Genomic DNA, 12,324 nt, shown 5'->3' on the forward strand with positions numbered 1-12,324 from the left:
TCATCGCGGCTCTTTGACATCAAAGCATAGTTATATATTTAGAGAAATCCTCTTTTGGAATACCTATTGCTTCCATGGCCGCCTCGGCAGAAAGCTTCATATTTTCCATAAGGCTTTTTATCGATTTAACTCGCCCTTCCATTTCGCCCTTTTCCAAGCTCAGTTTTTTCTCTTTCTCTATTTCCAATGCCAAAGTCATATACTCTCGCCTCCATTCATCACGCTGCAATTCTATCGCATTCTGTAAGCTGGTCAATGTCGTGTGAATGCAGGCTGGGATGTCTTGGATTTTCTGACAGCAACTTCAAGGCCTTTCCCCATTTTTTATATAATGCAGCATCATTTTTACTGATAGTTCCAGATTTGTAATCTTCCCGCAACTTATTCCATAGTTCTTCCATCTCTGGAATTCCCATTCTAATCATAAATGCCATAATATTTCTCCATTAAAAGTCTGAAAGGTCTATAGGCTCAGAAACCATACCAGACTTAAAATTGGCAATTGCCTTATCCATGTCCTTCAACGTTCTTGCAGAAATATCCTTGGGAATAGAAAGTTCTCTGGGCTCCAGGATAATGCAGCCATTCTCATATTCCTTGACATTATAATAATGATATTTTGCGCCTCTTAGTGTCACTCTTTTTTTGCTATCGATATGAACATCATAATCTCTCCATACTTTCATAGTAATATCTCCATTTTTCAATGTGGGAATTCCCACTATTTTTCTCAAGATTATATTTTATAAAATAATATGTCAAGTGTTTTGTCAGGGGGTTGAGTATTAATATTACATGCTCTTGCAGTTTTTGCAGAAATTAATACCCCGACTCTGGTAATTAAACCAAAGCCGGGGTGGGTGTGTTGCAGGGGGCTCAGCTTACCTTGTCAATAATAGTAATGATCGGAGGTTCTGGAGTTGTTACAACGTCTACGACATCATCCACGACGTCATCAACAGTGTCTACTACATCGTCTACTACGTCTACCACATCATCCCAGAAGCTGCCGCCTGCTACTTTTTCCAGCTCATAACTGGTAAGTTCCATCTTCTTCAACATTGTCATTACCCCCTTTTGTAACTTAGTTGACTTTATCATCTTTGTCTATATATACGAGTGACAGAGTGTTCTATTACAAATATTTGAGGGAAAAATAAAAACAGGCCTCCAAAATTATTTGGAAGCCTGCACTCTTAAGCTATCATTATTATCCTGCTACTGGGCCGTTGGAACCGCCGATAATTATACAAAAGGCTGTTTTCCCCTTCTTTTGTGTTAAACCAATTCCTACCCCTATATAGGCGCAGGCATTGCTGCCATTTTTAGTGTCATCAAGCTTTATTTTCCTGCCTCCCGGAGCTCTCCCTCCGGCTACCTGTGCCAACTCATCCTCAGACAGGTTCATTTCCTTCAGCTGATCCTGCTCATATTCCTTTAATTCCTCAAGGGTAAATGGCAGGCCAACTTTGTACTTTATATCCCCATGCTGGTCAAAGTGTTATATTTAATTCCTATGTATGGAAAAGGCTTATGTCATCATTCAACACAATGTAATCAACCTCACCTATTCCACGTAAGGAATGTCTTCACCAGTATAATACTGCAATTCTACCATGTTCTGTAAAATGCCAGATAGATGTCATTTTTTCCTCAGTCCACCCCAGGAAATGCATCTACAAATTTAATTTTAATGTCCGGAAAACTCTCCACAAATTGAATGGTAAAATCCTCGCCATATTCCACAAACTGCCACTCCCCGATTTTATTAGGGAATGCTTCAACGGTTTTCACCCGTATATCCGGAAAAGAATCCACTACCTTTACCTTGATATCCGGGAAATGGTCTACAATTCTTACCTTCCCATTGAGCCTGATACCTTTATAATACCCGTCCTTGTTTATGACCGTGGCTGCCATGGCCGGAACCGATACAGCAATAATCAACAAGGCCATAAATAGTGCAATTATTTTTTTCGTCATGATGATATCCTTTCTGGAAAAATCCACCGATATGTTGAACCTGTTTTTATACATTCAATAAAAATAAGATTTTTTCCTGCTGAAAAAGATAACACGTATTTTTTTAATACTTATCCCTTGTAATAGAACACTTTTTCTGTTATTCTATTTTTATGTAGAACTTATGTTTTATTGTTTGGCTTGTCTACTACTATTAAATAGTATTATAATGAGTTTGGAGGGATACGCATTGAAGATAACCCGTAAATTTGTTTTAGGTACATGGTTTGAACACTCATGGAAAACGCTGGGTTTTGATGATGATGACCTTCGGCGCTTACAACGCGAGAACGAAACATATTGAAGAAATAGATTGATGAATTGGAATATAATTTGTGAGGTGAGCAACATGAGTAAAGCATTTAATATCCTTTCTTCTGCACTGGATGAAGCCATTGACAATGCTAAATCTGAAGAAAAATTCCTGACTGAAAATACTCTGTCCATCGAAATAGAACCGCTACAGGAATACACCGCAAAGGACATAAAAGAAATTCGTCACAACACTGGTCTAACCCAAGCCCTATTTGCCCAATGGTTTGGTGTATCCAAACGCACCGTTGAAGCCTGGGAATCGGGCCGTAACAAACCCTCTGGGCCAAGTACCCGTTTACTGGGATTGCTAAAATCCAATCGATTGTCTATTGCTCATTGAGGCTACCCCTTCTAAGCCAATTTTAATTTTAAATTAACCCTATCCTTATTGCGCCGTCGTGGGACCGTGGGTAATATATAGCTAAGTTAAATGTAACTATGCACATAGGAGGGAAATGCCTTATGAATAAGTTAGTTGAAATTGGTGTAGGTCTTGCAAAGGGGACAGTGAAGAATACGGTTTATGGTCTGGCCAGTACGGGGTGTACGGCTCTGGATGTGGGCAAGGCTGTTTTCCGCGGGAAGCCCGAGGAGGCGGCTGATGTTGTTTCCAACAAGCTGGACCGCATGGTGGACGGTGTGAAGCTGCTGGCCACGGATACCAAGAATCTGGGCAAGGATATGTATTCCAACTACAAGGAGGATAAGCCGGTATTCGATGATGCCAATACCCAGCGTTTTATCAAGGTTGGTTCCATAGCGGGTTCCCTGCTGCTGGCCGGCAAGGCTCTGGATTTCGTGCCAGGTGCCCCAATTACACCAGCGGTGGCAGCCTTCAACCATGACGGGATTCTCGCTGACCACGAGGGCCAGGAAAGTGGTCTGGTGCTTAGCTCCCGCCATCTGCCGGTAACTGTCGAGGCAGAGGACTGCTAAAATAATAATTATTTCCAAGCAAAATACCCCCTAAGGTACTGGTGTTGGCCAGATGCTTTAGGGGGATTTTTCGTGCGTCACAATAAACGGAAGAATCTTCTATGGAAAATTTTTAAACAAATAGGTTATAATGACATGTAGCATAACATGAAAAATGAGGTGACTAACCTGTGACGGAAAAACTAACGCCCCTTGACCGCCTTCGTGCCAAGGGCTATAAAATAACTCCACAACGTCGTGCTGTTTTGCAGGCCCTGGCTGCCTGCCCGCCCTTCACCACTGCCCAGCAGATCCGTGAGGAGGTCCAGAAGCAGCAGCCTGATGTTTCTCTGGATACGGTTTATCGCAATCTTTCCCTGCTGGCTGAGCTGGATATCGTCCACGAGATTTTCCGCAGCTCCGGCAATGTATACGAGCTGGTAGATGATGAGCATCACCACCATCATCTGGTCTGCACGGAATGCGGCCGCACTGAATGCATTGATATCTGCCCCATGATTGACACTTACGAGCAGGAAGCCGCCAAGAAGGGCTTTCAGATCACCGGTCATATCTTCGAGCTTTATGGGCTCTGCAGTCAGTGCCAGGAAAAGAAATCTCATAAGAAATAACCCTAAAACGACAAGAGTGAGAATAATTATTGAATTCGCCCTTGTCATTTTTACTTATCGTGCTATAATCTTAAATAGTAATATTACTATTTAATTATTTTCTTTATAGGGAGGTAATCGTTTTGAAGTTCAAATCTGCATTATTCTGTCTGCTTACAGCCCTCTGCCTTATGCTGGTTGGCTGCGGAGCTGACAATAATCAGTCCAATGGCAAGGAAGCCAAGGACGGCTCTGTGAGCATTGTCACCACATTTTATCCTATGTATATTGATGCCATCAACATCACCAAGGGTGTTGAGGGCGTGACCGTTACCAATATGACCAAGCCTCAGACCGGCTGTCTCCATGATTATCAGCTGACCACGGCTGACATGAAGATTCTGGAAAAAGGCGATATACTGATTGCCAACGGTGCCGGCATGGAAAGCTTTCTGGAGAAGGTTATTAAGGAACAGAAGCACCTCAAGGTAATTGATTCTTCCAGAGGCATCCAGCTGCTGAAGGAGAACGGCGAGGAAAATCCTCATGTATGGCTCAGCATCACCGACAATATCCAGCAGATCAAGAATATAACCGACCAGCTGAAGGATGCGGATCCAAAGCATGCTGAGGCTTATCAGGCCAATGCGGATGCCTACATCAAGAAGCTGGAGGCCCTGAAAAAGGAAATGCATGATGCTCTGGACAAGGTTCCAAACAAGGAGATTGTTACCTTCCATGAGGCCTTCCCGTACTTTGCCAAGGAATTTGGCCTGAAAATTATCGCTGTTGTTGAGCGGGAGCCGGGCACCGAGCCAAGCCCAGCTGAGCTGCAGGGGGTAATCGAGCAGGTGAAGCCTCTGACCACCAAGGTTCTGTTCACGGAGCCTCAGTATTCCCCTGATGCTGCCAAGACCATTGCCCGGGAAACCGGTGCCAAAATCTACGTGCTGGACCCGGTTGTAACCGGTGAAGCCAACGAAGGGGCCATTGATGCCTATCTGGTAACCATGCGGAAGAACATGGAAACCCTGAAGGAAGCCCTTAAATAAATTAAAAATAAAACTACGCCCGTCATAGCATAATGCCAATGATTGAGCGTAGTTTTTTATTGTGTTTGAATTTAACGCTGTACCTTGCCCACCAGCTCGGAAACGTGGCTAAGGCCCCGCTTCTCCAGGTAAGCGTCAATGCCCTCGGCTACCCGCACCACAGCATCCGGATGGACGAAGTTTTCTGCACCCACGGCTACAGTGGAGGCACCGGCCAACAGGAATTCAATGGCATCCTCCGCAGTGGCAATGCCGCCCAGGCCCAAAATCGGAATGTTCACCGCCTGAGCCACCTGATATACCATCCGCACCGCAATAGGCTTTACTGCCGGGCCGGACAGGCCGCCGGTTACATTGCCCAAAAGTGGCTTCCAGCTATTTATATCAATGACCATGCCAGTAAGAGTATTTATCAGGGCCAGTGCATCCGCCCCCGCTTCCTCTACGGCCTTGGCCATTACTGTAATATCCGTTACGTTAGGAGACAGCTTCACGATAACCGGCTTGCTGGTATGGGCCTTAACCTCCTTGGTTACAGCCGCCGCAGCCTTGGGGTCCGTGCCAAAGACAATGCCGCCCTCCTTCACATTCGGACAGGAGATATTGACTTCAATACCGTCTACCCCGTCCACGTCCAGCTTCTCAGCCATTATGCCGTAATCCTCCACGGAGCTGCCGGAGAAATTGGCAATAAAGGCAGTATTAGGCGCTTCCTTGCGAACCTTTGGCAAAATATCCCGCAAAAATACATCAATGCCGGGGTTTTCCAGACCAATGCAGTTCAGCATGCCGGAAGGAGTTTCCGCAATGCGTACCCCCTCATTGCCAGCCCGTGGCAACGGGGTCAAACCCTTGGAAATAATGGCTCCCACCTGATTTAAGTCCAAAAAATCACTATATTCAACGCCAAAGCCGAAGGTACCGGAGGCTCCCATAACCGGGGTGGCCATCTTGATGCCGGCAAAATCCGTAGCCAGTCTGTTCATATTCATCAGCCAAATACCTCCTCTGCGTCAAATACCGGGCCATCGCCGCAAACCTTCCAGCGCTTGCCGCTCTTACCCTCAAAGGTGCAGCCCAGACATACGCCAATGCCGCAGGCCATGCGCTTTTCCAGAGAAACCTCGCACTCAATGCCCTGCTTGATAGCCAGCTCGGCAATTCCCTTCATCATAATGGTAGGACCGCACACCTTGATATGCTTAATATCCGGGTATTCCTTCAAAATATCCGGAATGGCATCAATGGCAAAGCCCTTGCGGCCATAAGAGCCGTCATCAGTGGTATAGACCAGCTTCTCGGAGAAATCCTCCACAAAATCGCTCCAGAACAGCTCCTTGTGGTTCCGTACACCAAGGAGAGTTACTGGCTTCGGGGCGTCCATTTCCTTGCCCAGACGACGGGCAGTATAGATAATCGGGGCAATGCCCACACCGCCACCAATCAGCAGGGTACGGCCTTCATTTTTAAAGGAAAAGCCCTTGCCCAGAGGACCTTCCACACTGATAGGGGCCCCGTCCTCCAGCTTGGCCAGCTCCTGAGTTCCCTTGCCGGCCTTGCGGTATATGAGAAGCAAAAAGCCCTGCTCCTTGTCCACATCAGCCACCCCAAAAGGACGGCGCAGATAAGTGCTGCCCATTTCGTTCTTGATCATGACGAATTGGCCAGGCTCTGCCAGGGCCACTACCTCAGGACACTCCAAAACCAAGGCATTTACATCTTCGGATAATTCCCAGTTGGAAATAATATTACCGGTCTCCACCAGCTTTTTGGTTGCGTTCATTTGCCATTCACCTCAATTAATTATTAAAGCATATTCCCGGCCTTTTGGCTACCTTTTAGGGGGCCCCAGCCGCAAAAAGGGAAAAGCTGCCCACAATGAGCAGCTTTTGAATTAATAAAGTAACTTTATTATAACGTTATATTATTGAATTAGAATTTAACGTTTGCACCAACGAGGAAGGTACGGCCCTGAAGTGGATAGAAATGACCTGTCCAAGCGGATTTTGGTACAAGATAATATACCTGATTGGTAAGATTATTGATTTTAAAGTATACATCAATATTTTCCGTAGCCTGGTAGCTAGTATTGAAATCCCAAATAGCATAATGGTTGCGGCCATAAGCTGTATCATCAAGACCACTGCCAAAACGTCCCATAAGATTAGCCTTCCAGCGGTCGCAGTTGTAATGAACCCCCAAACGATAGCCATTTGGTTCGTAATAGGCCACCTGCTTGCCATCCGTTTCACTGCTGATGTAGGAATAGCCAAGATCATAAGACCAACGGTCAGACAACGCACCATTTAAGGAAATATTTATGCCTTGCTTCTTTTCATTTGACACATTCAGAGCATCTGTCATATAGGTAACTGGATTATATACCCATTTAATAGCGTCATCAATATCACTCCAGAAATAGTTCACATCCAATATAGCCTTTTCATTGAATTCATGGGTTACACCAATGGTTTCCACATTGCCTGACTCCGGCTTCAGATTTGGATTACCCTGCATATAAGCATCCGTATAGTACATATCATCCGCAGTTGGCGCCTTAAATACCTTACCCCAGGAAGCGTACAACTTGGTAGCCGTATCCGGCTGATAATTTATGGCAGCCTTCGGAGACCAGTGAGTTCCAAAAGCATCATGATGATCCATACGCAGGCCTGGTACAAATGTCCAGCGCTTGTCCATCGTTATAGTATCCTGCAGAAACAGAGCATAGGTGGTAATATCCTTATCCTCATACCCACTTTGTTTATTGGTGGAGGTACTCTTGCGCCATTCACCGCCTGCAATGATTTTGTTATTGCCTAGCTGCCAACCATTCTGATATTCCAAGCTATTGCTGTGAGTATCATACTTGCCCTGATAATCGGTGGACTTATAGTTGGCACCATAGCGCAGGAAGCCCTGTACTGGCTGATCCTCCTTGAAATTGTATGTAATAGAACCATAATTATAATTTTGGTCCTGATACAGTGTTTTCTCTTCTATTCCCATATCAGCCTGTCTATGAGTGAACATTAACCGCAAGGAATCGCTGTCGGAAAACTTCTTATCAAGCCGTAAATATAGGCTCTTCTTGTTATAGCCGCTGTTGTTACGGCGAACATCTTCCCCATTATCACCTTTATACTTAAAATAATCCCTTTCCTGAAGGCCAGCAGCAGCGAACCAGCTCCAGTCACCTTCACTGCCTTGGTTGCTGAGTTCCACATTATGTGTACCAAAGGAACCAATATTCATATCCAAGTTAGTTTCCGCCTTGCTGCCCTTCTTGGTGATAATATTAACTACACCACCAACCGCATCACTGCCGTAAAGAGCAGAACCTGCTCCCTTCACTACCTCAATACGTTCGATGCTCTTTACAGAAGGAAGCATCCCCAAGCTGGCACTGGCACGGGTCATGGAACCCTGATCGTTATTTAAACGCTGACCATCAATGAGAATTACAACACGCTGATCGCCATTGATGATTACTTCCTGATCACCGTTGGCATTACCATTAGTCACAACCACACCATTAATCGGCCGCAACGCCTCTGCCACATCGCTGTAGTGATTATCCTCAATCTGCTCAGCGGTGATAACAGTTACATCTGCCGGGGTGCTCATAATAGATGATGGCATACGCTCTGCTGTAACTACCACATCCATTATATCATCGTCCTGGACTGCAGGTGCCGCCTGGACCACTGCTGTACTGGAGCAGAGAACGCCCACAGCCAAGGTGGCCAGCACCTTGTTCTTCAACTCATTTTTCATAACTCTTTCCTCCTCTTAATTCTCCAATGCTGACAGGTGCTGCTGCGGAGCCAGCTTGAACTTGTCGCCGTATACCCTGTAGGCGATTTCCTGCACCGCATACACAAAATCCTGTGAGCAATTATATATATACCCTTCATCCGGCTCCAGCAGCCGGCCATTCTTTATGGCCTTCATACCTTGCAGGGATGGGTCATTAACATAGTCAGCCCGTATTTTGTTTATATCCAGCTCCCCATGATTGTTATAGCTTGGCAAAAACAAAATATCCGGGTCAATGGCTACCAACTTTTCCTTGGTAAGGACCTCACCATTTTTCAAGCCGGCGGCCGCCATTCCATTGATAACTCCAGCCAGCTGACAGGCCTCGTCAAAGGCACAGCCTGCTCCGCCGTAGTCCTTCATAAGGGAAATCAGCACCACGCTGCGGCGGTCTGACGCGGGAATTTCCGCCACCTTGGACTTAATCTCCGCCAGCTTGTCATCCATCTTTTTTAGCAAAAGCTCCCCACGCTCCGGCTCACCCACAGCCTGGGACAGCAGAGTGATGGTTTCCTTTATATCCTGTAAATTTTTGGGACCCTTGCAAACCACCACCGGGATACCCAAATCTCTGAGGGATGCCACACGGGACAAATCACCCCAGTCCGGCACTATAACCAAATCCGGCTGAAGGCTGGCAATTTCCTCCACTGATGGGTAGGTAATCTTGGTGGTTACCTTCTTCCCCAGCTCTACCATATTGGAGCTGGTAGGGTCATCCAGCATAGTATTCACTGCTGCCATCCGTTCCGGCTCCACCAGAGCCAGCATCATCTCATCAGTGCTCATGGCCATGGTCAGGATTTTCTTCGGCTTGGCGGGAATATTGACCTTAGTCCCCTGAATATCCGTTACTGTATAGCCCGTCTGTGTGTCGGCCCCTGCATTATCCTGCTTGCAGCCAGCCAGACAAGTTAAGACCAGCAGCATTACTACTATAAGCTTAAACTGCATTATTTTTTTCAGCATATATCCTCCAAGGCAATATAAAAGCCGCCCTCAAAAGAGGACGGCCGAACATTGCATATAACATTATAACGTGATGCTAGAACTGCGTAATCCCCTTCCCATCTCTCGTAGGTCAAACGGTGATTGTTAATCAGGCAGTTCTCCTGGCTCCGGTTCACAGCTCCTCCGCGCCTTCCCAGAGTCTCCCCCAGTGACATTTCTTGCAGATTCGCTCCCCGATACAGTGGCGTGACCGCGCCGGCCTTAAACCGGCTTTTCTATTAAGTACTATGACGCCTAATCCGTTATTTTTTTATTAATTAATACGCCATAGATAATATCATCATACAAATTTTCTGTCAACGCAAAATAAAATTAACAAGTCCTTTTACCTATAGTTCGCAACATAAAAAAGGGACCGCCAGGCGGCCCCTTTTGGGTTGATAATCCATAATTAATATAAACTGAATTCTTAAACCTTGAACTTGCTCATGGCATTCTGCAGATCAACAGCCAGATTTGACAAGCCATTGGCGGCTGCAGCGATCTCCTCACTGGAGGCCGACTGCTCCTCGGCTGCGGCAGAAATGGTCTGGGTTTCCTCAGAGGTATCACGGCATACCTTGTCGATATTATCCATAGAGCCTACTACACTCTGCATACCCTTGGATACAGTCTGAACTGCAGAATTGATTTCTTCCATTTCGTTCTTAATGGAAGCTACACGGTCGGTAATATCACGGAACTGCTCGCCCACCTCACGGATGGCCTGAGTGCCGGCAGTAACCTCCTGATTACCCGATTCCATAGCTTTTACTGCATTCTCAGTATCACCCTGAATAATGGCAATGCGGTTCTTGATTTCCTCGGCAGATTCCTGGGACTGCTCTGCCAGCTTGCGAACCTCCTCAGCTACAACGGCGAAGCCACGGCCGGCTTCACCGGCACGGGCGGCCTCAATGGCTGCATTAAGGGCCAGAAGGTTGGTCTGGTCTGCAATGGAGGAAATACTCTCCACAATTTCACCAATCTGCTGGGAATTCTCGCCCAGCTTCTTTACTACTTCAGCGGAATTGGCCACGCTCTTTTCAATGCCATTCATCTTTGCCATGGCATTCTGCATGAGACGGGCACCATTGTCTGCTGCCCCGGCCATCTGCTCAGTATTTTCAGTAACACCGTTGGTCTTTTCAGTCATTACATTGATATCACCAAAGGAGCTGTCAATGCTGTACTTGGCCTCATCCATGCTGGTAAGCTGTTTTTCCATGCCACCGGCCACATCCACAACGGACTGGGCCACATGGGTGGCTGCCTCTGCGGACTGCTGGGCACTGGCGGTCAGCTCCTCACTGGAGGCGGCTACCTGCTCAGCCGTTGATTTCATCTGGCTGATCATGTTCTTCAAATTCTGGTGCATCTGATTGAAATTGTCCGCCATCCGGCCCAATTCGTCCTGAGCCTTGATAGGCAGTGCATTCAGCCGCAGATTACCTCTGGACATTTCCTCAATATGAGCACCCAGGGCCTCAATACGGGTAACCATATTGTTGGCCTGATATACGATACTGCCTACGCAAAGGGCGATCATAACAACGCAGACAAAAATCATGATTTTACTCATGGTCACTGCCGGAGCGTTGATTTCTTCCTGTGGCATAATGAGACCCAGCTTCCAATTTACATTTGGAACAGTAGCAAAGTACAAATTATGACCGTCAAATTCAGCTATGCCGCTTTCACTGTTCAGCATAATCTGACCAGCCGCTGCCAGGCTCTTGTCCTCATCATCGGTGATTTTGAGAGCATCAGCTACCGCCGCCTCATTATTTGTGTAAATGTATGTACCATCGGCGGTGGTGAGAATAGGCCGGCCATTTTCGCCCACCTTGAGAGAGCCCATTACATCGCTGATTTCCTTCAAGGTGAAATCTACGGTAATACAGCCCACATACTTGCCGGACAGGTCAAAAATAGGGGCAGAACAGGTGGACATAACCACGTTGGAGGTTGGATCATAGTAAGGGTCCGTAATCAGGGCAGCTTCCTTGCCGATATTCTTGGCATTCTTGTAGTAATCCTGCACAAAATAATTGTACTCGGCATTACTGTACTCATAAGTTTCCTTAATGGAGCTCCCGTCACGATACCAGTAAGGTCCCATGTATTCCTGGGACGCATCAAAGGCAAATGGCTCAAACCAGATACCACTGCCGAAGAAGAACTCATCGGATTTGATGGACTTGGCTATCATAGCCTTGTAGCTGTCCATTGGAGTTGAGGTGTAGGTACCGCCGATATAGCGGGCCGTATCAACTGCATTGGCCCGGGCCATGTTCAGCTTGTCATTGATAAAGTTTACATTGGCCTTCAGCTCGGAATTCATGGTGTGCTCCACCTGAGTGCCAAGACTGTTGCTGGATGAAATCACCGACACAATGGTCAGGATAAGCATACCGATAATAACAAACGGCAGCATACCAACCAGCATTTTTCCTTTAATGCCCATTGTAAAACCTCCTTATATTAACAATCATTCAACAATTTTATGACAAAATGAGACAAATATTTCACTTATAATACTTCTACACAAATGACAAAACTCCTGCACATTGAATGCAGGAGTTTAAGTAGTTTTAATT

General features: G+C 46.2%; 15 protein-coding genes and 1 riboswitch. Of the genes, 4 read left to right on the forward strand and 11 right to left on the reverse strand.

The genetic code is table 11. The features are described 5' to 3' along the window. Positions 1-19 precede the first annotated feature (19 nt). From D081_RS07585 to D081_RS07610, 6 genes are all read right to left on the reverse strand, one after another. Positions 20-199 carry a hypothetical protein gene (locus D081_RS07585; protein ID WP_085023588.1) on the reverse strand — a complete coding sequence of 60 codons (180 nt, stop codon included), beginning with the start codon at positions 197-199 and terminating at the stop codon, positions 20-22. 19 nt (positions 200-218) lie between these two features. Then, positions 219-434, reverse strand: coding sequence for a hypothetical protein (locus tag D081_RS07590; protein WP_085023589.1), 216 nt, complete (start codon positions 432-434; stop codon positions 219-221). A 12-nt stretch (positions 435-446) separates the two neighbouring features. Next, the gene (locus D081_RS07595) at positions 447-686 is read right to left on the reverse strand and encodes a hypothetical protein (RefSeq protein ID WP_085023590.1); all 240 of its coding nucleotides are present in this window, start codon (positions 684-686) and stop codon (positions 447-449) included. A gap of 190 nt (positions 687-876) precedes the next feature. Then, a complete protein-coding gene (locus D081_RS12650; RefSeq protein WP_085023591.1) occupies positions 877-1,062 on the reverse strand; it encodes a hypothetical protein in 186 nt (61 codons plus the stop codon). Between the two features lie 148 nt (positions 1,063-1,210). Beyond that, complete coding sequence (locus D081_RS07605) at positions 1,211-1,408, reverse strand: hypothetical protein (protein WP_085023592.1); 198 nt, start codon at positions 1,406-1,408, stop codon at positions 1,211-1,213. A 245-nt stretch (positions 1,409-1,653) separates the two neighbouring features. Then, positions 1,654-1,983: a hypothetical protein gene (locus D081_RS07610; RefSeq protein WP_085023691.1), complete on the reverse strand. Its 330-nt coding sequence runs from the start codon at positions 1,981-1,983 to the stop codon at positions 1,654-1,656. A gap of 388 nt (positions 1,984-2,371) precedes the next feature. On the opposite strand from D081_RS07610, the gene D081_RS07615 reads away from it, so the two are divergent. From D081_RS07615 to D081_RS07630, 4 genes are all read left to right on the forward strand, one after another. Beyond that, the gene (locus tag D081_RS07615) at positions 2,372-2,677 is read left to right on the forward strand and encodes a DNA-binding transcriptional regulator (RefSeq protein ID WP_085023593.1); all 306 of its coding nucleotides are present in this window, start codon (positions 2,372-2,374) and stop codon (positions 2,675-2,677) included. Positions 2,678-2,799: 122 nt separating this feature from the next. Next, positions 2,800-3,273 carry a hypothetical protein gene (locus D081_RS07620; protein ID WP_085023594.1) on the forward strand — a complete coding sequence of 158 codons (474 nt, stop codon included), beginning with the start codon at positions 2,800-2,802 and terminating at the stop codon, positions 3,271-3,273. A 170-nt stretch (positions 3,274-3,443) separates the two neighbouring features. Beyond that, a complete protein-coding gene (locus tag D081_RS07625) occupies positions 3,444-3,884 on the forward strand; it encodes a Fur family transcriptional regulator (protein WP_085023595.1) in 441 nt (146 codons plus the stop codon). A gap of 170 nt (positions 3,885-4,054) precedes the next feature. Continuing rightward, complete coding sequence (locus tag D081_RS07630) at positions 4,055-4,915, forward strand: metal ABC transporter substrate-binding protein (RefSeq protein ID WP_085023692.1); 861 nt, start codon at positions 4,055-4,057, stop codon at positions 4,913-4,915. 71 nt (positions 4,916-4,986) lie between these two features. Here D081_RS07630 and D081_RS07635 read toward each other — a convergent pair whose 3' ends face one another. The 5 genes from D081_RS07635 to D081_RS07655 all read right to left on the reverse strand — a co-directional run bounded on the left by D081_RS07635 (position 4,987) and on the right by D081_RS07655 (position 12,191). Further along, the gene (locus D081_RS07635; RefSeq protein ID WP_085023596.1) at positions 4,987-5,907 is read right to left on the reverse strand and encodes a dihydroorotate dehydrogenase; all 921 of its coding nucleotides are present in this window, start codon (positions 5,905-5,907) and stop codon (positions 4,987-4,989) included. Next, positions 5,907-6,698 carry a dihydroorotate dehydrogenase electron transfer subunit gene (locus D081_RS07640; protein ID WP_085023597.1) on the reverse strand — a complete coding sequence of 264 codons (792 nt, stop codon included), beginning with the start codon at positions 6,696-6,698 and terminating at the stop codon, positions 5,907-5,909. The genes D081_RS07635 and D081_RS07640 overlap by 1 nt, the downstream gene beginning before the upstream one ends. 149 nt (positions 6,699-6,847) lie before the next feature. After that, the gene (locus tag D081_RS07645) at positions 6,848-8,692 is read right to left on the reverse strand and encodes a TonB-dependent siderophore receptor (protein ID WP_085023598.1); all 1,845 of its coding nucleotides are present in this window, start codon (positions 8,690-8,692) and stop codon (positions 6,848-6,850) included. 15 nt (positions 8,693-8,707) lie between these two features. Beyond that, a complete protein-coding gene (locus D081_RS07650; RefSeq protein ID WP_085023599.1) occupies positions 8,708-9,703 on the reverse strand; it encodes an ABC transporter substrate-binding protein in 996 nt (331 codons plus the stop codon). A 115-nt stretch (positions 9,704-9,818) separates the two neighbouring features. Continuing rightward, positions 9,819-9,998, reverse strand: a riboswitch (cobalamin riboswitch). A 156-nt stretch (positions 9,999-10,154) separates the two neighbouring features. Beyond that, positions 10,155-12,191, reverse strand: coding sequence for a methyl-accepting chemotaxis protein (locus D081_RS07655; protein ID WP_085023600.1), 2,037 nt, complete (start codon positions 12,189-12,191; stop codon positions 10,155-10,157). Between the last annotated feature and the right edge of the window lie 133 nt (positions 12,192-12,324).

Origin of the sequence: Anaerovibrio sp. JC8 (assembly GCF_002100115.1) — a bacterium.
Taxonomy (GTDB): Bacteria; Bacillota; Negativicutes; order Selenomonadales; family Selenomonadaceae; genus Anaerovibrio.

What these genes read in the sequence shown, in the direction of transcription:
- D081_RS07590 (WP_085023589.1), bottom strand. Translation starts at nt 434, where the DNA reads ATGGCATTTATGATTAGAATGGGAATTCCAGAGATGGAAGAACTATGG.
- D081_RS07605 (WP_085023592.1), bottom strand. Translation starts at nt 1,408, where the DNA reads ATGAACCTGTCTGAGGATGAGTTGGCACAGGTAGCCGGAGGGAGAGCT.
- D081_RS07615 (WP_085023593.1), top strand. Translation starts at nt 2,372, where the DNA reads ATGAGTAAAGCATTTAATATCCTTTCTTCTGCACTGGATGAAGCCATT.
- D081_RS07585 (WP_085023588.1), bottom strand. Translation starts at nt 199, where the DNA reads ATGACTTTGGCATTGGAAATAGAGAAAGAGAAAAAACTGAGCTTGGAA.
- D081_RS07655 (WP_085023600.1), bottom strand. Translation starts at nt 12,191, where the DNA reads ATGGGCATTAAAGGAAAAATGCTGGTTGGTATGCTGCCGTTTGTTATT.
- D081_RS12650 (WP_085023591.1), bottom strand. Translation starts at nt 1,062, where the DNA reads ATGTTGAAGAAGATGGAACTTACCAGTTATGAGCTGGAAAAAGTAGCA.
- D081_RS07595 (WP_085023590.1), bottom strand. Translation starts at nt 686, where the DNA reads ATGAAAGTATGGAGAGATTATGATGTTCATATCGATAGCAAAAAAAGA.
- D081_RS07650 (WP_085023599.1), bottom strand. Translation starts at nt 9,703, where the DNA reads ATGCTGAAAAAAATAATGCAGTTTAAGCTTATAGTAGTAATGCTGCTG.
- D081_RS07645 (WP_085023598.1), bottom strand. Translation starts at nt 8,692, where the DNA reads ATGAAAAATGAGTTGAAGAACAAGGTGCTGGCCACCTTGGCTGTGGGC.
- D081_RS07630 (WP_085023692.1), top strand. Translation starts at nt 4,055, where the DNA reads ATGCTGGTTGGCTGCGGAGCTGACAATAATCAGTCCAATGGCAAGGAA.
- D081_RS07620 (WP_085023594.1), top strand. Translation starts at nt 2,800, where the DNA reads ATGAATAAGTTAGTTGAAATTGGTGTAGGTCTTGCAAAGGGGACAGTG.
- D081_RS07640 (WP_085023597.1), bottom strand. Translation starts at nt 6,698, where the DNA reads ATGAACGCAACCAAAAAGCTGGTGGAGACCGGTAATATTATTTCCAAC.
- D081_RS07635 (WP_085023596.1), bottom strand. Translation starts at nt 5,907, where the DNA reads ATGAATATGAACAGACTGGCTACGGATTTTGCCGGCATCAAGATGGCC.
- D081_RS07610 (WP_085023691.1), bottom strand. Translation starts at nt 1,983, where the DNA reads ATGACGAAAAAAATAATTGCACTATTTATGGCCTTGTTGATTATTGCT.